This window comes from Vibrio sp. V01_P9A10T6, assembly GCF_963877065.1.
GTDB lineage: Bacteria > Pseudomonadota > Gammaproteobacteria > Enterobacterales > Vibrionaceae > Vibrio > Vibrio anguillarum.
In genome coordinates, this window is the sequence record NZ_CAWNTB010000148.1 from 1 (window position 1) to 21,816 (window position 21,816).

The 21,816-nt window shown below is 41.8% G+C and carries 24 protein-coding genes and 2 pseudogenes; 8 read left to right on the top strand and 18 right to left on the bottom strand.

Annotated elements, in window-relative coordinates:
• A partial coding sequence (locus AACQ21_RS09140) for a phosphate signaling complex PhoU family protein (RefSeq protein ID WP_308514830.1) occupies positions 1 to 428 on the top strand: 428 nt, incomplete at its 5' end.
• 205 nt (positions 429 to 633) lie between these two features.
• Here the strand turns inward: AACQ21_RS09140 and arsB are convergent.
• From arsB to AACQ21_RS09155, 3 genes and pseudogenes are all read right to left on the bottom strand, one after another.
• On the bottom strand, positions 634 to 1,728 hold the full coding sequence (arsB, locus tag AACQ21_RS09145) for an ACR3 family arsenite efflux transporter (RefSeq protein ID WP_094132658.1): 1,095 nt from the start codon (positions 1,726 to 1,728) through the stop codon (positions 634 to 636).
• Between the two features lie 45 nt (positions 1,729 to 1,773).
• A pseudogene (locus AACQ21_RS09150) lies at positions 1,774 to 2,110 on the bottom strand (metalloregulator ArsR/SmtB family transcription factor).
• A gap of 218 nt (positions 2,111 to 2,328) precedes the next feature.
• Entirely contained in the window at positions 2,329 to 2,661 is a 333-nt protein-coding gene (locus AACQ21_RS09155) for a YnfA family protein (RefSeq protein WP_094132656.1), read from the bottom strand.
• Positions 2,662 to 2,944: 283 nt separating this feature from the next.
• Here AACQ21_RS09155 and AACQ21_RS09160 point away from each other — a divergent pair.
• Positions 2,945 to 4,143, top strand: a pseudogene (locus tag AACQ21_RS09160) (IS4 family transposase).
• 319 nt (positions 4,144 to 4,462) lie between these two features.
• Here the strand turns inward: AACQ21_RS09160 and AACQ21_RS09165 are convergent.
• The 4 genes from AACQ21_RS09165 to AACQ21_RS09180 form a co-directional block, all read right to left on the bottom strand.
• On the bottom strand, positions 4,463 to 4,885 hold the full coding sequence (locus AACQ21_RS09165) for a hypothetical protein (protein WP_017046124.1): 423 nt from the start codon (positions 4,883 to 4,885) through the stop codon (positions 4,463 to 4,465).
• The gene (locus AACQ21_RS09170) at positions 4,869 to 5,963 is read right to left on the bottom strand and encodes a hypothetical protein (RefSeq protein WP_088729065.1); all 1,095 of its coding nucleotides are present in this window, start codon (positions 5,961 to 5,963) and stop codon (positions 4,869 to 4,871) included. Before AACQ21_RS09170 ends, AACQ21_RS09165 begins: the two co-directional genes overlap by 17 nt.
• A 196-nt stretch (positions 5,964 to 6,159) precedes the next feature.
• Positions 6,160 to 7,542 (bottom strand): DEAD/DEAH box helicase, encoded by a 1,383-nt coding sequence (locus tag AACQ21_RS09175; RefSeq protein ID WP_017049630.1) that lies wholly within the window; start codon positions 7,540 to 7,542, stop codon positions 6,160 to 6,162.
• Entirely contained in the window at positions 7,527 to 8,069 is a 543-nt protein-coding gene (locus tag AACQ21_RS09180; protein ID WP_017049629.1) for a hypothetical protein, read from the bottom strand. Before AACQ21_RS09180 ends, AACQ21_RS09175 begins: the two co-directional genes overlap by 16 nt.
• Positions 8,070 to 8,170: 101 nt before the next feature.
• On the opposite strand from AACQ21_RS09180, the gene AACQ21_RS09185 reads away from it, so the two are divergent.
• Positions 8,171 to 8,488 carry a helix-turn-helix domain-containing protein gene (locus AACQ21_RS09185; RefSeq protein ID WP_017046120.1) on the top strand — a complete coding sequence of 106 codons (318 nt, stop codon included), beginning with the start codon at positions 8,171 to 8,173 and terminating at the stop codon, positions 8,486 to 8,488.
• A 451-nt stretch (positions 8,489 to 8,939) separates the two neighbouring features.
• On the opposite strand, the gene AACQ21_RS09190 is transcribed toward AACQ21_RS09185, so the two are convergent.
• The 7 genes from AACQ21_RS09190 to AACQ21_RS09220 form a co-directional block, all read right to left on the bottom strand.
• Positions 8,940 to 9,212 (bottom strand): hypothetical protein, encoded by a 273-nt coding sequence (locus tag AACQ21_RS09190; protein WP_017049628.1) that lies wholly within the window; start codon positions 9,210 to 9,212, stop codon positions 8,940 to 8,942.
• A 357-nt stretch (positions 9,213 to 9,569) separates the two neighbouring features.
• Positions 9,570 to 10,454: an HD-GYP domain-containing protein gene (locus AACQ21_RS09195; protein ID WP_094164267.1), complete on the bottom strand. Its 885-nt coding sequence runs from the start codon at positions 10,452 to 10,454 to the stop codon at positions 9,570 to 9,572.
• Between the two features lie 23 nt (positions 10,455 to 10,477).
• Entirely contained in the window at positions 10,478 to 12,088 is a 1,611-nt protein-coding gene (locus AACQ21_RS09200) for a methyl-accepting chemotaxis protein (protein WP_094147522.1), read from the bottom strand.
• A 3-nt stretch (positions 12,089 to 12,091) separates the two neighbouring features.
• Positions 12,092 to 12,583 carry a DoxX family protein gene (locus tag AACQ21_RS09205; protein WP_094147523.1) on the bottom strand — a complete coding sequence of 164 codons (492 nt, stop codon included), beginning with the start codon at positions 12,581 to 12,583 and terminating at the stop codon, positions 12,092 to 12,094.
• Positions 12,574 to 13,323: an HvfC/BufC N-terminal domain-containing protein gene (locus AACQ21_RS09210; protein ID WP_166538059.1), complete on the bottom strand. Its 750-nt coding sequence runs from the start codon at positions 13,321 to 13,323 to the stop codon at positions 12,574 to 12,576. The genes AACQ21_RS09205 and AACQ21_RS09210 overlap by 10 nt, the downstream gene beginning before the upstream one ends.
• A 23-nt stretch (positions 13,324 to 13,346) precedes the next feature.
• Complete coding sequence (bufB, locus tag AACQ21_RS09215) at positions 13,347 to 14,207, bottom strand: MNIO family bufferin maturase (RefSeq protein ID WP_094147525.1); 861 nt, start codon at positions 14,205 to 14,207, stop codon at positions 13,347 to 13,349.
• Positions 14,208 to 14,211: 4 nt separating this feature from the next.
• On the bottom strand, positions 14,212 to 14,508 hold the full coding sequence (locus AACQ21_RS09220) for a BufA1 family periplasmic bufferin-type metallophore (RefSeq protein WP_094147526.1): 297 nt from the start codon (positions 14,506 to 14,508) through the stop codon (positions 14,212 to 14,214).
• 225 nt (positions 14,509 to 14,733) lie between these two features.
• On the opposite strand from AACQ21_RS09220, the gene AACQ21_RS09225 reads away from it, so the two are divergent.
• The 5 genes from AACQ21_RS09225 to AACQ21_RS09245 all read left to right on the top strand — a co-directional run bounded on the left by AACQ21_RS09225 (position 14,734) and on the right by AACQ21_RS09245 (position 17,585).
• A complete protein-coding gene (locus AACQ21_RS09225; protein ID WP_240507671.1) occupies positions 14,734 to 15,588 on the top strand; it encodes a type IV toxin-antitoxin system AbiEi family antitoxin in 855 nt (284 codons plus the stop codon).
• A gap of 94 nt (positions 15,589 to 15,682) precedes the next feature.
• Positions 15,683 to 15,835: a hypothetical protein gene (locus AACQ21_RS09230; protein WP_157726750.1), complete on the top strand. Its 153-nt coding sequence runs from the start codon at positions 15,683 to 15,685 to the stop codon at positions 15,833 to 15,835.
• Positions 15,836 to 15,892: 57 nt separating this feature from the next.
• Positions 15,893 to 16,114 (top strand): hypothetical protein, encoded by a 222-nt coding sequence (locus AACQ21_RS09235; protein WP_094164266.1) that lies wholly within the window; start codon positions 15,893 to 15,895, stop codon positions 16,112 to 16,114.
• Positions 16,115 to 16,488: 374 nt separating this feature from the next.
• Positions 16,489 to 16,977 carry a mobile mystery protein A gene (locus tag AACQ21_RS09240; RefSeq protein WP_094147126.1) on the top strand — a complete coding sequence of 163 codons (489 nt, stop codon included), beginning with the start codon at positions 16,489 to 16,491 and terminating at the stop codon, positions 16,975 to 16,977.
• Positions 16,974 to 17,585 carry a mobile mystery protein B gene (locus AACQ21_RS09245; RefSeq protein WP_094147127.1) on the top strand — a complete coding sequence of 204 codons (612 nt, stop codon included), beginning with the start codon at positions 16,974 to 16,976 and terminating at the stop codon, positions 17,583 to 17,585. The genes AACQ21_RS09240 and AACQ21_RS09245 overlap by 4 nt, the downstream gene beginning before the upstream one ends.
• A gap of 209 nt (positions 17,586 to 17,794) precedes the next feature.
• Here AACQ21_RS09245 and AACQ21_RS09250 read toward each other — a convergent pair whose 3' ends face one another.
• The 4 genes from AACQ21_RS09250 to AACQ21_RS09265 all read right to left on the bottom strand — a co-directional run bounded on the left by AACQ21_RS09250 (position 17,795) and on the right by AACQ21_RS09265 (position 21,809).
• Complete coding sequence (locus tag AACQ21_RS09250; RefSeq protein WP_094147128.1) at positions 17,795 to 18,448, bottom strand: recombinase family protein; 654 nt, start codon at positions 18,446 to 18,448, stop codon at positions 17,795 to 17,797.
• 38 nt (positions 18,449 to 18,486) lie between these two features.
• Positions 18,487 to 18,951: a thioredoxin-dependent thiol peroxidase gene (gene bcp, locus AACQ21_RS09255; protein WP_094164002.1), complete on the bottom strand. Its 465-nt coding sequence runs from the start codon at positions 18,949 to 18,951 to the stop codon at positions 18,487 to 18,489.
• A gap of 168 nt (positions 18,952 to 19,119) precedes the next feature.
• The gene (locus tag AACQ21_RS09260) at positions 19,120 to 19,623 is read right to left on the bottom strand and encodes a bacterioferritin comigratory protein (RefSeq protein ID WP_094164004.1); all 504 of its coding nucleotides are present in this window, start codon (positions 19,621 to 19,623) and stop codon (positions 19,120 to 19,122) included.
• Between the two features lie 2 nt (positions 19,624 to 19,625).
• Complete coding sequence (locus tag AACQ21_RS09265) at positions 19,626 to 21,809, bottom strand: tyrosine-type recombinase/integrase (protein WP_094164006.1); 2,184 nt, start codon at positions 21,807 to 21,809, stop codon at positions 19,626 to 19,628.
• Positions 21,810 to 21,816: the final 7 nt, after the last annotated feature.

The window sequence follows — 21,816 nt, forward strand, 5'->3', positions numbered from 1 at the left end:
CCCATGCGGTGTTGCGTTTAAAGGAGCACCATCCGGGTGACAAAGACTATTTTGATGGTATTGAATTACAAGAAGATGCGTTTGAAACAATTAACGCGAACGTGATCAATATGCTGCAAAAATCGATGAACGCTTTTCACGATCTCAATGCACACGATGCGCTAGAAGCAGCAATGTTAGATAAACAAATCGACAACAGCTACGGCAATATTTTGCGTCAAAATGATAAAGATATGCTGGTGCAAGGCACTCACTATCAAACCATTTTGGAGATCACGTGGATAGGTCGCGCGGTCGAACGGATTGGCGATCACGCGCGCAACGTTTGTGAGTACACGATTTATTTTGTGACTGGCTTGGATGTTCGTCACCAAAACGATCAAGCGATTGCGGAGCTTTTGTCAAGCCCCAAAAACCAGTCGTCATGATATGACGGGTAGTAAAAAAGGCTGCTCTCCATCGCAGCCTTTTTGTTTTTGGAGCACTGTCGAATGTTACTTACTCATCAACCAAGCCTCCCTACTGGATTGCAGTGGTGTTAGTTACCTAGGTTAATTCTAATTACATTGTTGCATTCTTATCGGGATGAACTCATTGACTGCTTAATGGCAAGATCATGACGTTTGTGAATGGTTATTGATTGTGCGCTTTAATACCATGATGGGGAGGATAGTACTTCTTCTTCATTCGTAATGCGACGTTGACCAAAGCAATTAAAACGGGCACTTCAACCAAAGGTCCAATAACGCCTGCAAATGCTTGATCAGAGTTTAATCCAAATACAGCGATTGATACGGCGATAGCCAGTTCGAAGTTATTGCCCGTTGAAGTAAAGGCGATAGAAGCATTTTGGTCGTAAGGGATCCCCATACGTTTCCCGATGTAGAAGCTCACAAAAAACATCACCATAAAATAGATGATCAGTGGCACTGCAATACGGAACACATCCATCGGTAACTCGATGATCATTTCACCTTTCAGACTAAACATCAAAACGATGGTTGCCAAAAGCGCAATCAGGGTGATTGGCGAAATACGCGGGATGAAGACTTCGTTGTACCACTGTTCACCTTTTGCTGAAACTAATAGTTTACGGCTTAAGAAACCCGCTAAGAAAGGGATGCCTAAATAAATTAAGACGCTTTGTGCAATATCCCAGATAGTGATGTCAACAACGAAACTTTCAAGGCCAAAGTAAGGGGGTAAAACAGTAATAAACAGCCACGCCATAAAACTATACGTGACAATTTGAAACGCGCTATTTAATGCAACCAAAGTTGCACCGTACTCTTTGTTTCCGCCGCTGATATCATTCCAAACCAACACCATAGCGATGCATCGAGCAAGGCCGATCAGAATGAGTCCTACCATATAACTAGGTTGATCGCGTAAGAAAATGATGGCTAATGTGAACATCAAAATCGGTCCCACGAGCCAGTTCATCACTAAAGAAAGCATTATCGCGCGTTTGTCACGAGTTACTTCGCCTAGAAGGCTATAATTTACTTTCGCTAATGGAGGGTACATCATTAGGATTAGGCCAATAGCAAGCGGGATATTGGTTGAACCTACAGATAGGCTTTCGTTCCACTGAGCCGACAGAGGGAAGCACACTCCAACCCCGACACCAACGGCCATTGCAAGAAAAATCCATACGGTTAGATATCGATCTAGGAAACTCATTTTTTCAGATGCGCTGGTTTCGCCACAGCTTGAGATATTACTCATACAGACCTCTTTAATATGAAATTGATAAACCAACTGAATAGAGCATTATTCACTTATACCATTCGAGCATGTTTTGCCTTTGATGAACTGCAACTCTGGCTCGATAAGTGCCAAATTATGCTTGAGGGTTATCTCCAGCACTTGCTTAACCCAAGGAGCTAGCCTGGGATTGATTCGGTAGTAAACCCACTTACCACGTCGCTCATCCATAACAAGCTCGTGCTTTCGCAGTTCGGCAAGATGCCGAGAGACTTTGGGTTGACTGAGATTAAGCGCCTCCATGAGATCACACACACAATTCTTCTTGTTTCTGCATTAACAGCAGAGACTTAAGCCGAGTTTCTTCAGCAAATGCTTTGTAAAGAAGGATTGGATCAAACATAGGAACTATTCAACGCAATAAAACATATGAAATATCATATGTTTTATCTTCCGTATGTATCAATTTTTCAATTAAACATGTTCTTCTGAGAGATAAGTTAGTTTGGGAAAAGTAAGTCGATGTCAAATGGCTGTCTTAATGTTGAGACCAAAATAGGGACAGACCTAAGGTGGAGCTTGCTCATACCCCTCAATTTGAAATGTTTCAATAGTTCATTATTAGGTGTACCTTGGCGCGAACATGATGATAACCATGCCGATCAGCGCTACCGTCACACCGACTATGTCCCATAAAGTTGGTCGAATACCATCAACTATCCACAGCCATAGTATTGCTACGAAAATATAAACCCCACCGTAGGCAGCATAAACCCTACCAGCCGCTGTTGGGTGAAGAGAAAGCAACCAAGCAAATAGTGCTAGGGATAGAGCTGCTGGTAGTAAAAGCCAGACAGATTTCCCGTCTTTCAACCAGAGATAAGGTAGATAACACCCCAATATCTCTGCTACTGCTGTAATAAAGAACAACCCGATAGTTTTTGCTTCTACCAACTCAATTTCCTCATATTATTTATAACCGATTTAGCACTGAATATCACAATTGTAACGTTCAGCTCTCAATGATGCAGTCTTTTGGCTATTGCTTCAATTTATGAACCCAGACACAACAAAGAACAACTGATAAATTTCTTAAAAGCAACATTTCGCCCTGACCTTACGAATCCCCTCATAATTTCTATATAAAACAATGAGTAGACGCGCATCGCTCATTCTGATCTAATGAATTTCGCCAAAAACACACCTGATTAAATGGATTTAATAGGGAGCCCTAACGATGCGCGACATTCAAATTCTACAGCAAACTCTCGAGAATCAATGCCCTGACATTCACAAAAAACGACTGAGATCTCTGATACTTGCAACCAAAACTGTACTCGACGGCTCTGATCTCACATTGACCAAAATTGGGCGCGCACTCGACACCGATACCACCGTAAGCATGCGATTAAACGCATCGACCGATTGCTCGGTAATCGCAACCTACACCGTGAAAAAGACACCATTTATAAGTGGCATGCGTCCTTTATTACCCGTGCCAACCCTTTTCCTGTGGTGCTCGTTGATTGGTCAGATGTTCGCGAGCAGCTACGTTATATGACATTGCGCGCTTCAGTTGCCGTTAAAGGTCGAGCCATCACGCTTTATGAGCAGGCGTTTGAATACAAAAACAACAACTCTCCAAAGAGTCATCAATACTTTCTCGATAAGCTTCAAACGCTCCTGCCCGAAGGCTGCACTCCCATCATTGTCTCGGATGCTGGATTTAGAAATACATGGTTTCGGCAAGTCGCCAACAAAGGTTGGTTCTGGTTGGGACGCGTACGTGGCGAAGTCTCGATCAAATGTGGTGATGCCCCTTGGCTATGGAACAAGACCTTCTATCCTCAGGCAACTGACAAACCGCAGTTTTTAGGGGAAAGCCAATTATCACGGCGTTCGCCGCTCACATGCTTTGCCTATTTATACAAGAGCCAACCTAAAGGCAGAAACCCCCATCGACACAGCAGAACCTGCCAAAAGCATTCAGCAGGAAAAGTATTCCACAGAGGTGCAAAAGAGCCTTGGCTTCTAGTAACAAACATCCCCAATCAGGTATTAAATGGCGTTAAAATCACTCGCTTATACGCCAAAAGAATGCAGATTGAAGAGTCGTTTCGAGATCTAAAAAGCCCCGCTTACGGATTGGCACTGCGCCACAATCTAACTCGCTGTACGAATCGTATCGATATCCTACTGCTCATGGCGCTAATGGCAGAAATCATCATGTGGTGGAATGGCTTAATCGCCATGCAAGCTCAATGGCATTATGACTTCCAAGCCAACACTATCAAACATCGCCGAGTACTATCCATCCCTAGATTGGGTAAAGAGGTACGTTGTCATCGAAGATACCAAATAAAAGGGGCCCAATATCATTGGGCTATGGTGGATTATCAACGTCTCACACACACTTGTGGCTTAGGTGAATTATGAGGGGATCCGCCAGCGCCCTGACACGGTTCCACCGTTCATCAGAGATAAGTTTTATTAGGGCTACGCATAGTACAGTTGACAATAGTGCTCTTTGCCGTAAAGAAGGAATGGGGCAGAAATGAGCTTACCAACATTGTCCTATTTGATCCCAATCAGAAAAAAAACACTGCTCCTATAAGAACTATGCTTTCTTTCAGTTCACCCACGTAATCTTAGATATTAACTATTAAGGTAGGTGACACTTTTAAGGACTTATAACAAACCATACTGTCCTCCTACAAATGCAATTGATGCTTTAGTACTTTTAGCTCAATCATTACTAGTCGTTTCGTGTATAAACATCAATGTCAGAACGCCATGGTGCTGAAGCCGAAATGGTTTTTTCCAATGTATACCCATTAGTTACCAAGTGTTCGGTCATTAGCGGTTTTAGGAAAATACCCATAGCTAAAGAAAGTGAAACAGCAATGATAGGCATGTATATGCCTATCGCCTTTCTCATGGGCCGTGAAAGCTTCATTCTTGTCTTAAAAAATAATGAATACGTGCCTACGATAACAATACTTAGAATCCAAAATAGGATGGGGGAAATAGCAAAAAAATAGCTTAACTCTATGGTTTTACTACTAAGTTTATAAACATTAAAAATGTCTTCTAAACTCAAGTAAAGTGCAAAGGGCAAACCAATTAAACTCACTAATGCACCGTATGAATATATAAGCTTATTAGCTATTTGTGGCATTTTTCAATCCTTCAACGATAGCATCTTCAATTTTAAATGATTCCCAAATTTCATTTATTGCCCAATCAACACCAACCCACAGGACAACACCTGCTAATATCGGTAGAGCAATACCCAAACCTACAGTTAAGCTAACCACATAAGCACTAGTAGAAAGAACGGTCATAGCTTTGAAAAAATCACTGCCAACATGCCCAAACCAATCAACTAAATGATAATCATCATTAAATACTAATTCGTTTGTGTTTATTCCGGCGGAGATAATCATGCTTAACACCGCTCCTTTTTTAAAGCCATTCACAGTATCTTTTGCTAAAACACCTAATTGCTTTACCGTTGGATTAGATATTGGATATGGATGGTTTTTCTTTATATTTAAACCATTAACAACTGCATAGTGCATTTTTTTATCATTCCAAAGGCTGGATATGATGATTTTTTCCTTGCCTTTAACATCTAAGTATTGTTTGACGGTCACCCCTAAACCACCCAGAGCTTTTGTTACTTTTGTAGCAGCAACAAGGCCAACACCGATATCAAATTTAGAATGAATCTCTTCTAACAATTTCAATGTTTCAGTGCCAATAGTTTCACCATCTGTATTTTTTTGCTGCCAAATGTTTATCGCGCATTTAGCTGCATCATCGACAGTGAAAATACAAACCTGTGTATGTCGTTTCTCTAAATAGGCTTTTAAATCTTCCTTTAGGTCTTTATTCCATTCTTTCTCTGTAAGATCATAAGCAGCTTGAGCTTGTCGAGCTAATTGGTCCGCTCGTTGCGCGGCGTAACGCTCTTTATTGGCTTGTACATATTTCCAATTCTTTTCACGCTGTGCAAGGTTTTGCCTACTTTGTGCTTCTAGCCTTTCTTTCATCGTCATTTTAGGCAGTTCAGGTTCGAGCATTGGTTGCATACTTGGAATTGCAGCTCCCGATGATCTGAAATTGTTAGCTTCAGCAACATTAAGTGCGGCACTGCTTCTATCCCATTCTCTTTGGTTATAGCAGGATGCGCAATTGCAGGTTTCAGGGTCTTTCCAAAATGGACAACAATAAGAACGCTGTTTGTCAAACATAGGGATGATGTACCATCATTATTTAGGATTGCCTATGATAACCCAAAAAAATCACAGGCAAAAACTTGCCCAGCATCTTGTTGCACAATTAAAATGTAAGTTTTAGTTCAGTAACCGACTTATATGTAAGGCTTTTCTACATCATTAATTGTAGACAAAACAAAGTAGAAACCTCACCCCCATCATCGGTCAAAAACTACACAAATGCAGCTATAACTCGTTGCTTAAAGCGCCCTAAATGTAATTCATCAAAGGGCTCATTTGAGCCATCAACTGACGTTCCATTTTTAATTGAAGAGTTCCAATCCAGAGTGGGGACGAGTATGTCACTCTGTTCAGAAGTAGCCGATTGCAGTGGGCGGATATTCGAACCGTCGATATGGAAAGCTTCATTTTGGCCCATTTTCGCAAACAGGCAGGTTTCGGGTATATCTTGCTCAATGCGTTCGGAATATTCAATAAGGCTTTGCTCTGCAAAAGTGAACAGCCAAGCCTCTTGGTTCGGCTCATCGTTCACTCTCAAAATACGGCCAAGTACTTGCCTAAAGTACAATTCGGTTTTCACTGAGCTGATATGGCAACAAACTTGCAATCTTGGGATATCTGTCCCCTCACTAATCATACCGACACTGACAATCCACTCGGTATTACCATGACGGTAAGCATTAATTTCAGACAGCGGCTCATCATGACGATAGGTAACAATCGCAGCCGATTGATGAAACTGAGTCACTAATATTTTTTGGATTTTCTTTGCATGTTGTACCGACGCCGCCACAACTAACCCTCCGGCATTGGGCGATTCCAGACGAATATTCGCCAGTTTGTTACAGCCCAAACCAAGGAGATATTCCATCGCTTCATCATTATGGATGATGCTCTGGTATGACGTTTTTGTCTGTTTCAGTAACTCTAATATAGAAGAAAACGATTGAACCTCTTTGCTACCAGTAATGGTGAGATGTTCGTTATCCACCAAAACAATCTTTGGTGAACGGCACACTTTGTCTTCAATCGCCTGTTTCAAGCTGTATTGATAATCGACGAGCAGTTGGCCATCAGGGTCACTGTATTCCGCCATCACAATCGGTAAGGAATCCGAGCGCCATGGCGTACCAGATAGCGCTAACGTATAAGTGGCGAGCCCTTGAACTTTGGAGAGTATTTGCTGCCCCCATGCATTCGCGCCTTCTATTTCAGATCCTGAACAATGATGGATTTCATCAAAAACGACAAACACTCGGTATTTAGTCAGGATCCGCCAAAATTCATCATTTAAAAATTGAATGGATTGATAGGTCAGTGATTGCCCAATGGAGCCTAAGCCACCATTGAACGTACAATGTAATGTCTTGGAGAAGGTTCTTTTTATACTGTCGGCCACACTGAGCGTTGGGGAGAAGCACAACACCAAGTCAATTAAGTTGCCTGCCAATAAGCGTTTAGCAATTTCGGCGGCTAGGATAGTTTTACCGGCTCCCGGGGTTGCTTGACAGAAAAAATGAGACTGTTCGCCTTGATACTTTGTTAACGCTCTCATTGCACAGTCTCTTTGCCAATCTCTTAACATCGAGCGCATCCCTCTGATAACGACGCTAGTACATTGGTTAATACATTGATTTTACCCAATAATAATGCAGAACGTTCTCTCGCTATCTTAAGCAGTGGTGTGATTTGAGTACTCAATTCAGGAAAACGTTGACTCAACGACTGATATTCTTCTATTTCACCGAGAATAATTTCCAACTCACCCTGATGTTCACCACGTTCTGTCATCAAGACCGAGTATCCATCCATGGTTGAAGTCGACGGTTGGGAAATCCGAACCTTAGGCGATGAGCTTTCTCGGCTGATTATATCGAGTCCTCGAAAGAGTTCGGTTTGGAAATACTTTTTTTGCCTTCCGATCCCTTCACAACTCAGCCAACCTTTTTTCTCAAGCACTAAAATTTGACGATAAATGAATTTACGTGCTTCTTCAGGATCGGGACTAACACCTTCAAGCAACAGCAATGCATCTCGAATTTCCACAACCGAAAAATTATCCATCTGTTTTTCAATCAACAGTTGATGCATAAACGCATTCATTTTTTGAGAACGATTCATTGACTATTCTAAAACCATAAAACTAAGGATTGCTTAGTATACATAAATCAGTAAAACTAAGAAAATCTTAGTTACATTGAGCCTAGAGATATGAATCCTAAGTGTCGTTCGACAACCCAATCCCAATACGCCTCAAAGAAGCGCGTAAAAAAGCCAAGCTCTCACAAAAAATGTTGGGAGTTCGCATAGGTATGGATGAAAGTTCAGCTAGTCCTAGGATGAATCAATACGAAAAGGGAAAACACACACCTGACGTCCACACGCTTAAGCTGATTGCTGATGAGCTTGGGGTACCACTAAGTTACTTTTTCTGTGAGGATGATATTTCAGCTGAGCTCGTTTGCTTGATCTCAAAAATGAGTAAAGATGAAAAGGTACAGCTAGCCTTAGAAATAAGTAAGCACTTAAACACTATATGAGCGCTTAATATTCTGCTTGACCACGCTGCCATACGGGAAAATTGATATTTGGACAATCATATGTAAATACAAATGATTTTTTTGATCGCCACTCTAGGTCTTTCATTATTCAGAAAGAATGTAAGCAAACAATTATGCAGGAGTTGAAGTACTGCGGTATAGATGAAGCAACACTCTTTCCTGAGCTTGATTATCAAACAAAATATATAAAGAGTATTAACCTAACTGGTTAAAATAGTTATGGTGACCTCTAATTCTCCTCTATTTTCGGCTTCACGTATCACTTAGCCGAATAGGTTACCCTGCCGTAAGTGATGAGAGTCAGGTTTCAACCTTTGCGCGTGTCCATTAAAATTATTTTAGAAAAAGCCCGTGACTACTAAGCCGATTTCTACAAGGCGTCGCTAATTATGGGGCAAAAAAGCGTGGAATCGTATGTGCAAAGGTGGTGTTAATGCGGTAACTCACGACCAAAAGCCATTACGTACTTCACCGCTTCTCTCAGTACAAGTTCATTAAAGTTGATCGATAGGCCTGCATCGGTCAATACAATTATTAAAAGTATGTCATCGTCCACCAAGTCGTTCATTAAATGCCAATCGATTTCTGCGGAATCGGTTTGCATCAAAGCTTGACTCATCATATCAAGAAGCTCGACTAAACATTTGTCACTATCCAGTTTTGCTCGATGGATTTGAGCTAGAAGTAAGGTCTTTGTATTCATACCACTAGGGTAGTGACTTTTGAATATCAGTAAGTATGAGATTCGACTGATATATTGTGACAACTGATATATTGTGACAACTGATATATTGTGACTTTTAACAAACTTCTGGACATTTCCTTGTCAGCGACTCCTCTACATTAGAAAGTAATGAATTAATCTGCGTAATGCGAATCCGCTTTTTAATCAGAAAGTTGACTATTTATTAATGGGCATTCTAAACTTAGTCAATTCTTAGTCAATTCTTAGTCAATTCTTCGTCGGAAGTAATACGACGAGGATTATTACCGACACGACGGTGCCTCTATTACTGAGACGATAGAATCTAAAGCCTCCCTAATGCAAGGCTTTTTTTGGTTAAAGTAAGTCATCGATTGGAGTGTTTTTGATTGTTTGAACAATTACATTTTTTATCAGTTTATAATCTGGCTCGCGTTTTTGGTCTTTTGATACCGTATTCATTGTCGGTTTAATATTGATTTTTTGCCCTTCATTTATCAGTTCAACCTGAGATAAACACACTGGACAGTGTAAAGTAGAGCCAACTTTATCATTTCGATACCGAGTAATCGTAGGACCACATGTGGGGCAATTATGCAGCGGTATTTGGTCGTCACTATGCAGGATAATCTCATCGAATTTGCTTTCCTTACCTAACTCAATGAAAAGTTGACCAACGGTAGGATCAAATTGAGAGCCTAAATTGTCTTTAATGATCGCTAACGCTTTTTCTTTACTCATTGCACTTCGATAGGAGCGTTGACTCGTCATCGCATCAAAAGCGTCACAAATTGCTACAATTTTAGCTTCTAGTGGAATGTCATCTTGCGCCATTCCATTCGGATACCCCATCCCATCAAAACGTTCATGATGTAACCCAATACTATCTATTACGATTGAAGAGAGTGGATGGTTGAATATTAAGCGCACCCCCTCGGTAGGGTGCGTTTTTATCACAGAGTATTCTTCGTCTGTTAGAGCACCTTGTTTAGTAAGAATATTATCGGGAACACTGATTTTACCAAGATCATGTAGGAACCCTCCCAAAGTCACCCTTGCTATAGTTTTTCCGTCTAAGCTCATTGTTTTAGCTAATAGGTTGGCGTATTTCGATACCCGCCAAAGATGACCTCCTGTGTAAGGATCTTTTGCTTCCACAACCCAAGCCAAGATTAATAAGCTTTCTAGCAACTTTTCCCTATCGGTTGTTCTGGAAGTAAATAAGTTTTTCCATAGACTCATATTAACCTCTCATGAATACACCGCTATGTGCGGAAACTCGCTACGGTATTATGAAGTTGTTGGGACGTATCACCCAATACTTTGGTGATCTCTGCCACTTCATCAGCAGCACTTTGGTTTGCTCTCGTTTTTTCGACAATTTCTTGGACATGAGCCGCAATCGAGTGACTTTCTCTCACTTGTTCGCTCACAATTAAACTTAATTTATCTAAACTTTCTAATGAATGTTGAGCGCCCACACGTAACTCATCCAACGGTGTGATAATGCCACGAATTAAGACTGTTCCTTTTTCCATACCACTTTTACCTCGTTCGATTTCAAGGATAGATTCTTTAGCTTGTTGAGTGATTTGTGCAATCACAAGATCGATCTTTCCTGTTGCATCGGCAGTTCTAGTCGCTAACGTACGGACTTCATCAGCGACAACTGCAAAACCACGTCCACTTTCTCCTGCACGCGCCGCTTCAATCGACGCATTAAGGGCAAGTAAGTTGGTTTGATCTGCGATCTCACGGATCACACTCACCGTATTAGTGACTTCTAAAACGCTCTGTTCAAGCTTGGCGACCGTTTGTGCCGACTTCTCAACCGTCGCGGCAATAGTGACAATTTCGTCTGATACTCTTACGATCTCTCGCGAACCTTGAGAGGCCATATCATGCGCTTTACTGGCTTCATCACGAGTGGTTTGAACATTAGAGGCTAAAGAAGAAATACCTTCAGAGAAAGTCGCGATAGAAGATTCAATAGCCTGTGCCAGTGAATTTTGCTCCGCAGAGCCACATCTAACCTTATATGAAGCACTTTGCAAAGCCGTTGCTGAATGATTAACTTGTATTGAGCTATGGTTAATGGCGGTAATCATATCTCGTAAGCGTTCGCGCATGTTCGTCATCCCAGACAATAAGTCTCCAAGCTCATCTTTGCGTGTGACCATGTGCATATTGCTCAGGTCTCCCTGGGTAATAGCCGTCGTTCCTTTCACCGCTTGGCTAAGTGGCATCATAATTGAGCGGGTCATAAACCAAGCCATAAACGCCCCTGTAAAGAGTGCACAGATGCCCAATATCAGGACTGTGCGAATCGAGGTATGAACGAGTTCAAGCGTTTCGGTTTGGCGTTGTTCCATGGATTGCTGCTGGTATTGAGCCAGCTCTGAGGTTAATGAAAGCAAGCTTTTTAACGACTGATGAGTAGGTCCTGACATGAGTCTTATCGCTTCGGGACGCTCATCAAACTCCAGAGCCTCGACCGTGGCCGTAAAGTGCTCATCAAACTGTGCTCGTAAAACTGACAGTTGTTTCAACTGTTTCTGCTCTTGCTGAGTCGTCATGAGAGATCTCAACGCTTCAAGAGCGGAGTTAATTGACGCGTTATGACGATCAATATCCTTATACATATTGACGCGCTGGTCACGTTCATTGAGTATAAAGAGCAACAATAGACGCCCTGCGGCACTTTCTGAATGGAGATTAATAGCGTGGGTTAACTCTGCACGGCGAGAGTCTTTTTCAACCAACGTGAGGGTATTCGCTGCTAAATTCTCTAAACGTAATGCAGCAACCACAGCAATGGCCGCCAAAAAAACCAACAAAACAGCATAACTTAAAGAAAGCCGAGACCTTATACGCATAATTTACCTCACCACAAACCACCGAGTTAGAAGGTTATCTACAGAAATAAAGCCTGGACCACGAGCGACCAAAAAGAGTAAAGCAGCCGCCCAAACGCCGTGTGTTGCGTAAGCATCTGGGTAGACAAATATTTGAATCACAGTCGTCATGCCAAGTAGAGCAAGTGCAGAGAAACGAGTAGCAAAGCCGATCAAAATAAGTAGTGGGAAAAAGTGCTCGGCAAAAGCCGCCATGGGTGCGGCTATCTCTGGTGGGATAAGTGGCAATTGATACTCGTAACGAAATAAATCGAGTAAGGAATCCGAATAACTAGGCCACCCAAGTTTAAATTCGCCAGCGACAATATCGATAGACAACCCTTCGATCTTAGTTTGTCCCGATTTCCAGAAAATGGCCGCGATAGAAAAACGAGCCAGTAAAGCGATGATAGTATCGGGTATACGAGTGAGCAACTTGATGAATGATTGGATCAACGTAATAGTTTTCAGTAACATGGACTACTCCCTATGGAGACAATATTGATGATGGCTTGGTTTCGTATTAACCAAGCTAACGTATAGGAAAGCTCAAATTCCCCCGCTTGTTGGACCGCCTCAGCAAATGAAACTCCATCATTCAACAACTTAATAAAATGAATGGCATGATGATCTAAGCATGTGATCGCTACACTTACATTATGCCTAATCACTACCACGGCTTCCGAAGCCGAGATATCAATGTTATTAAGGTTAACCCGTTCGTTTTGGTGAGCAGACCAAATAGAGGCGATTGGATATTGAGAGTCAAAAGTGTTTAAAGAGGGATGCAATATAAAACAAGTTTGTTCTAAGGCGACCTCATCAGACAGCCATGCCGCTAATGTTTCCTGAGATATAGGCTCAGCATCAGCAGCATGCCAAGATTCAATTCTCATCCACTCTAGCCGAGCAACATCAGCAAGATAAGGCACACCCGAAGCAGGAATAAACGAAGTGATAAAATCAGGGAATTCAGACCCATACCAAACCAAAACAGGAGAACTAGGAGGATGACCTTTGATAAACTCGCGTGCCATTGCTTGAAAAAAGGCTTCACCTACCAAAGATTGAACGACTGGATAGCTATCGGTGAGGGCATCAATTAACGACACAATCACATTGTTACGATAGACGGCAAAGCGCATTTCAGGATCAGAGCCATTCCAGGTTGTTAAACCTTCGGGACAAGATTCATCTGAAGCCAAAATATTTGCCATCCACTGTGCTTGCCTCTCCCTGTTCATAATTTCACTTTAACCTTATCCATAATATCTTGTGCTTGCTTGGCTTCCGCAGCTAACACGGCAAACGCTGGAATATTGTTATCGCGTTCAATCAAGGTCGGTTTTGGTCCTATGCGTTCAATCACAAAACGATACCAGCTCCATACTTCTTTACTGATAGGTGCTCCATGACTATCAATTAAAAGTGACGATCCTATCGAATCAACATCTTCGGCATAACCAGCAAGGTGGATCTCCCCAACCGCAAACAATGGTAGTGCTTGGATATACGACGCCACGTTACGCCCGTGGTTCACACAAGAAATATAGGCATTATTCACATCCAGCAATAAACCACATCCCGTGCGCTTGATTACTTCGCAGATAAACTCTTCTTCAGAAAGGTCAGAGCAAGAAAACTCAACATAAGTCGCTGGATTTTCAAGTAACATCCGATAACCCAACTTTTCCTGTACACGATGAACATGTTCACAGACACGCGACAGCGTTTTTTCATGGTAGGGGGCGGGCAGCAAGTCGTTTAAAAAAGTACCCTGATGGCTGGACCAAGCAAGATGTTCGGAAAAGGCCTCTGGTTGATAGCGTTTTATTAGCGTGGCTAACCGATCTAAATGTGCTTCATCCAGCGGATCCTCACCACCAATAGAAAGACCAACACCATGAATCGAGAGCGGATAGTTTGCTCTGATCTGTTCAAGATGGTGATGAAAGGGGCCTCCTGGCACCATGTAGTTCTCAGCATGGACTTCAAAAAAGCCCATATCAGGCTGAGTATCGAGGATGGTTTGAACATGTTCAGGTTTCAAACCAACCCCGATAGATGCTGGAAGACGCGAGATAGTCTTCAAATTCATCATGTTATTACGAATTTTTCTCTTTAAATTCTTTTAACTGACCAAATCCAGTTGGTGAGGTTTGAGATACGGTTTGTTCACAAGTGCCTTTAGGAACAAGTGACCAAGCATTACCTTGGTAATCTCTTATCGATGTGCCAGCACAAGATGTACCAGCACCTGCTTTACAATCATTTTTCCCTTTCAATGCCACGCCGTAGCATTTTTCTTTATCTTTCATTCCCGCTTCCGCTGGAGCAGCAGCCATTACCAATGCGGTGCTTAGAGCTGTGACTAGTGAGGCAGAAACCATTGCTTTATTCATAACGTATCTCCATTTACTTTCGTTATATCCATTCATCTTTGCTTAAAAGCAGTTTGACTCTCAGGCGATCAATGGTGTTTTTCCTACTCTCATCAATCAGACGAGAGTAAAGCTGTTGAGCTATCCAGTGGCGATAAATGACAGTTTATTTAGCCACTTTGATGCTTGCGTTTTTTAGCTCTTACCCATTTGTCGTGCATGACATCTTGTTTCTTACAGCTAAAAATGACAGTTAATGGTCAGCCGATAAGGTTTAATATTTTCCATGCTCATATACATCGTAAAGAAAGTATTGAAAGCTATTTGAAACGACGACCAAAAGCAAACGACATACTTTTCTGTAATCACCTCAGCGATTATCTTAGGCAGTTATGCCATGACTCAAACATCAACTATGCCGATGACTCTGGAAACGTCAGAGTGATGACTGGTGACTTATGCATATTCATTGGTAATAGACCTCCGATAAAACAAAATAAATCTCACCAGTTTATGACTATCGGTATCATGAAGTGCTTATTTGCTCTTTTCGCTGAAAAGGACCTTATCAATGAGACCTACGCGAATATTGCATCTAAAGCTGACATTTCGGTTGGTATGGTTACAAAGGCAATGAAGTACCTTATTGAAAACAACCATATAGTAAAGAATAAACGCCAAAGAAGATTTTTAAATGAGCCAGAGCTGCGTTATGAATGGTTGAAAAGCTATGGCCACATTTTAGCTCGCTATCATCAGGTGACGACTTATCCTCCTGTTGACAATTGGAAAGATATCTTATTGCAGCCAGGAGATGTTTGGGGTGGAGAAGTGGCCGCGACTCAGCTTACAAAATATAACCACCCTTACGAGATACTATTGTTTAGCCGACATCAACCGGTCAAGTACTCTATCGGGCATAAAGAGTTACCACCTCTTAAAGTAATAAAGCCATTTTGGGGCGAGTCTTTAAAAATTGGTCAACCTGCGTTGGCATTACTAACTATTGCTGAGTTGCTACTATCTAAGGATGCGCGCAATAGAGAAGTGGCTTATCTTATCAATGATAAATACGGAGAGTTCCACACATTACCTTTGTGAACTTTGTTATGTTAGGAAGTTCAAAACTGACTTTCATAAACATAGGAATAGCAAAAATAGAATCATACTGGCAAATTGGTGGATGGGAGGTTTTATGACCGAGAAACAACGCAGAGCTATCTTGTACCGTGCCGCTCGTAACCGACGAAACGGTTTGCATCTTAAAAGTGACGATCACCTTGAGCGTAGTGTTAAGGAATCACGGCAGTGGCGAGAATCCATTGAATTGAAATCATCTAGAACCTAAACCAAATAAATTTAAGCACTACTGATTAATCTTACACTATAAGCAGGGATAAAATGCATGACTGACCCATACTTAAACTTATTGCCGACATTAGAAGAATTCGAACTGCCAGACGTTCCCTGGAAAGTTGTTGACCCATCATTGTTGCCGAAAGCCACTCTTTCAGCATTCGATTCATTTATGAGCGGAGCTAGCGTTCCTCATAGAGTATTCGTTTATAGCCATGACTACTCGCGTTTCTGCATGCTCGTTCGTAGGGGAGATATAACGTTATCTTAGAGAGCGAGTTAATTCATGTGTTATCTAGCAGTTTGTGCATTCTATCATCGGCTGTACCGAACCGGTCTGAATCAAAGATGGACAGAAATCATTCAGAGCAGAAGTCTGGATTGTGTACTTCCCAAAACAACCCCCATTCTAAATCAACCTAAACCGTTCACTTCCCATTCTAGCGCTGCCGAAGACGTTTGCTCTTCCAAGATGAATTTGTCACGACCATTGTCCAGTAAACTGATAGCCAAATAAGTAGCGTATTTTATAATCGATACATTTTCCTTTGATGTGTATTAAAAATTAGATACAAGAATCTTTATGATGTATGCAAAATAAGATACTATTGTCATCACAGTGTATTTAATTAGAGATACAAAATTATGAAAAAATCCGGTGTCTATGCCGTTGCACTCAAGCAAGTCAAAGCAAAAATCAGCGCTTTACTCGGTTTATCTGTGCCTAAACCGCCGAAAAATGGTTGGGTGCGCAGTATCCGTGAGGCCTTGGGGATGTCGGGCGCGCAATTAGGTGAACGTCTTAATCTCTCTCGTAATCAAGTCTCCATATTGGAGCGTAAAGAAACCGATGAAACCATCACACTCAAACAACTTAAACAACTGGCGAGCGGGCTCGATGCCGAACTGGTTTATGCGATTATTCCGCGTCAGTCGATTGATGACATGATAGAAGCGCGCGCTATGGAGTTGGCCAAGCAGCGTTTGGCCATGAGCCACCAATCGATGTTTTTAGAAGCACAGCAGTTAACCTCAGAGCAACAACAGCAAGCGCTGGTTCAATTAGCCAATGAGATTAAAACGGGCAGCACCCGAGATTTGTGGAAAGTCAGTTTGCAGGAGAAATACCAATGAGTCTGTTTGTTGAACCAGAGGGCGCAACCCAACTAAATGCCGATGATGTTGCCGGGCTGAAATTTGATCACATCACGACTCGCGAAGAGCTTAATGAGCTTGAAAATGCCAACATACTACAAGGGTTGAGTTGGTTAGCCACGACGCCTAAAACCAGCATGGATGACATTCTTTCTATGGCGTTTGTGGAAGAGTTGCATCAACGTTTGCTTGGTGATGTGTGGGAATGGGCCGGCAGCTACCGTCACCGAGAGTTGAACATTGGTGTCGATCCGCTGAATATCCGGCCAGATTTACACAACTTACTGGAAGACATCAAATGCTGGATTGAGTTTGAACACTATGACAGCCTAGAACTCTCGGCTCGGATACAGCACAGGTTAGTTAAAATTCACCCTTTTCCTAACGGCAACGGACGTCACTCGCGCGTGATGACGGACTACATACGAATGGTACTACTCAAACAAAAGCCTTTAGTTTGGTCCAATACAGATTTGGATAAACAAAGCCAAGAGCGGGGTGAGTACATTGCGAGCTTACGCCAAGCTGATGTCGGCGATTATGCGCCTTTAATTCAATATCTTCAGGCGAAAGGGAATGTGACTTAAACCAAGCGTTAAGAGCTAAATATACAATTACAGTGTGGATAGTTAAAAGAGGCTGGAACGTCAGCCTCTTTTCTTTGTACAGAGAGCAAGCTCACCAAAACAACCCCCATCGTCCCCAGAAATGGAGTGCACCACAACGACAATTCTAAGTAACTTTGGGACAAAAACGAGTTTGCGAAAAGTGAGGGACGTCAGACAAACTAGGCTTGCTATGAGAACATGTCCACCTGAAACTCAGCTTTCTTGTTATGCAACCCCCTAGCTTCCAACCAAGAGTAAAATCTACTTCTAGAAATCGATACACCACGTTCGTTTAGTTGCTTAAGAATTTCAGATTTGGTGGCCTTGGTGTCGAGAAGGTTCAATATAAACGCTGTATGCTCATCAAGCCTTGATTTCACCTTCTGTCCCTTTTGACGGCCAGATGATAGCCCTTTGGCCTTACGTTTAGCGTGACCAGCTTTAGCTCGCTCAGAGCGCTTCTTGGCTTCTACAGCGCTGGCAAAAGACTGCCCAATAACTGTAAAAATGATTTCAGCATTATCAACGTTCTCTGAGCTTATGATGGTGTCGTTGTATGCTAAATGTAGCTCACCGTATGAGGCTATTTGACCAATGGCACCGACTAGCTCCATAACTTTATGGCGACCCAACCGAGTGATATCCGATACAATGATACTTTGTTGAGAGGTGATGAGAGAAAATAACTTCCGCTCACTCAACTCTGTCTTGGTGGCAGACACGTGCTCTTCTATCCAATCCGTTATTTGTATGCCACGTTTAGCAGCGTACGCCTTGATAGCTTCTCTTTGTGATTCGCCATCGGCTCTTTGTGAATCAGATACTCGAATGTAGCCAATCATGCCTGTCCCCAAGTTAAGAGTTAATTGCTTGTGGAAGCTTATTTGCTGTTTAGGTAGTCTAATACGAATTCATGGTGATCTTTGGTCTTGAACTTGTTAAATACATGCTCAAGGTTACCAGACTCATCAATCAGGAAGCTTGTTCGTACTACCCCCATATTTTCGCGGCCCATAAATTTCTTGAGTTGCCAAACATTGTACTTTTCACAAACAGTGTGCTCTTCATCGGCTAGCAAAGTGAAGTTAAGCTCTTGCTTGTTGATAAAGTTAGTTAATTTTTGCGGTGTGTCTGGGCTGACACCAAGAACAACTACATTGTGGGCATCTAACTCAGCTTTAGTATCTCGTAACCCTTTAGCCTGAACTGTGCAGCCGGGTGTTGAAGCGCGTGGGTAGAAATAGAGCAGTACCTTTTTTCCCTGAAAATCAGATAGCGTCACTGGGTTATTGTCTTGGTCATTTAGGGTAAAATCTGGTGCGATTTGTCCAGCTTCGATTGCCATTGGTTTTGTCCTTACTTTCTCAATTAATGGTATGTGGCGTAGCGTTATTCGCTACGTCCTTTTTAGTGCATTTTTATTACGTTAGAGTGTACGTTTTTATCGTTAATTTAGTGTCCTGTCTAGTGATTGCACTAAACAGGACGACTTTTGAGGTTACAGTGCTAAAAGCTACTTTGGTTTTCTAAATTGGGGAGCAATAATATTATCTGAACGAGCCGATACGATTTTATCCATTGCCTTTTCGCGCTGACTTTCATGTAACATCCCCATAAGTTCTTGAACGACCTTAATATGAGTGGCAGCTTGAACGGCTAACGTTTCCTTATGGCTTTGAGCTTCGTCGTAATATTCTTTTTTCTTTTTATTCGCTTGCGCTCTTTCACCTTTCAGTGACTTTATTTCTTTTTGAAGAACTTCAATTGGGGAGTCAGTTGTTTCATCTTGAGAAACTTGTACTTCTAATGACTTATTTTTTATCATTAAAACAACGTCATCATGCCTTCTGAGTGCTCCAGCGGAAAGCCCGGCTTCTTTTTCAACATTGCTGTTGTTGATTTTGAGCTTGCCCTTTCGAGCTTTATTACGCAGCTCTTTTGATGCCAACTTCGTTACATCACCATCCAGTAGCCTTTCCAATGCTTTGATTAGCTTATTTTTGGTTATCTGTGACATTATTAAATCACTCCGTATGGGATGAGTAAGTTCTTAACTTCATCAGGGAAAATGACAGGCTCAAAGTCGATACCTAAATCATCCATAATGCGTTCAGCAGCTTGAACTTTTATGTAAGATTCAGAGGCGGTTTGAGGAGTGAGTTCGTTGTTTTCAATATCATAAAGCATGTGAATTTCGGCTTCTTTACGCTTTGCTTCGGCAAATACGGCATCAACAATGTAATCATTCTTGCAGTCTACACATTCCATTAGGTTAACTAGCGTTCTTAAACCACAGGTAGTGGAAGTACAATATACCCCTGGGGCAACAGCATGAATGTGGCGGTTTTGAGCTCTAATTTGCTTTTTCCAATAGCTTAGAGAAAGCATGTCATTATCAACTTTATCCTTGAATAAGTTACGGTCTGTTTTCATCATGCTTTTAGCAAACTCTTTACCTTTGCCTCCTGCAACTCGCTCTTTGTTTGCCAGTTTTTGATAGATGCTCAAATAAACACGGGCTTTCTGGTCAATTCTTTCTTCATCAATGGCATTAGCAAGGTTTTGCTTCTTTTTCCTGAGCTTTTGAAACTTGCTGGCGTTCTTAGCGTAGTGCCGGGTCATTGCCATAGATACATGACTAAATTGCTGTTTGAGTTGTGGAAAGTTACAAAGTTCGTAACCAATTAAGTAGTAAGCAAAAGAGCGGCGAAGTTGATGCCCTGAAAACCTATAATCGACACCCACTTCAAACGATAAATTTGGGTCAGATGTTTTTAGGTCAATAATGTCTTCATTGGTGAGCTCAAGTTCTTCGCCCATAGCATTTTCAAACCAAGCTTGAGAATGTTTCCCTAGTTGAACCTGAGTTATTTCACTACAGTCTTCTTTTGTTTTATGGAAAAAAGATTGTGAGTCTGGATGCCGCTTTCTTAGTGGTGCATGTAGCGCTTGAAGAACCTCATACGCTTTCATGCCGATTTCAGTAGTGACAAATTCATCTTGCTTTGATTGAGAGCCTTTCGCTGTCTTTGATAGGTTGGCATGGATAACGTGTATCTTCTGCCTTTTTATTATCTCAGTCGTGCAGCCCTGAGCTGTGTTTAGGTCATACATCTCATCAGCTCTCATTCCTGTTCGAGCCATTAACCCCCATAGGCTGCCACCATTGAGCTTTATAAAAAGCGATTGAGCCTCTCTGAGATTGGTGATGGTCCATTGTCCAATCGTTAGCTTACGTTCGGTATGGAAGTTATCAATGTGGCTGCTCGGTATCGCTGGTTTGTGACGGTGAAGAAGCGTCAATATTTCTTCTTCATTTGGAGAATGCATGGCGGTGAAGGCTTGTTTAAAAGCAGTGGTGCGCTGGTTGCGTTCTTTTTTTAAGAGCCATGTAATACCACCGTTTTTTTGTCTAGCCTCACCACTGACCAGGTACTTAGCATAACCTACATAGGCCTTATCAAAGTAGGTGGTGATATATTCTGCCAATTGCTCTAGCTCATCACGCAGGGCATAAGCTTCATTAATCAGGGCTTCTGACTTTTGAAGACCAAGATAGTAGAGCCTCTGTGGAATGACGGTATATTGCTCGGATTCTTTGATTGCTAAACCAAAGTCAGAAGCGTTAAGCTTTTTATTTAGGTTAACCTCAAACGGTAAGCCTCTTGCTTCTTTATAAAGGCGATTTAACCCTTTGTAAATTGTCTCTCTTTCAAAGTCGATGTCGGTAAAGCTTGTTAATTCCCAAGTTTCTAGTCTATCAAAGTCTAAAGCGGATAAGGTGTTATATCCTTCATTTAAAAGCGGGATAATGACTTTCTTTAGGTAGCTTAATGCTTGCCAAAGAGTCAAAAATGAATGGTTGTGAGGTGATAGCCACATCATTTTAAGTAAGAGGGTTTTAAGCTGATTTTTTAGGTTACGTTCAATAACTTTACCATCGAGCGTAAAATCAATGGTAATGGTTTTCTTTGCTCTTGGCTCAAAATAAGGCTGTAGGTTTCTCCAAGCTTCACTATCTCCAATTTTACCTAATGATTCACCCGTAACAGTAAAGCCTATCTCAAGACTTTCGAGTTCATCCCAATTACCACGCTCAATGGCTGGCTTTAAGACATCCATTAAGTAATTTGCATGAGCGCCAACATTTTTTTGTGCTTTAAGAAGCTTATTTTGATGCTCAAGGTCAGAGAGTTTTATCATTTTAGCC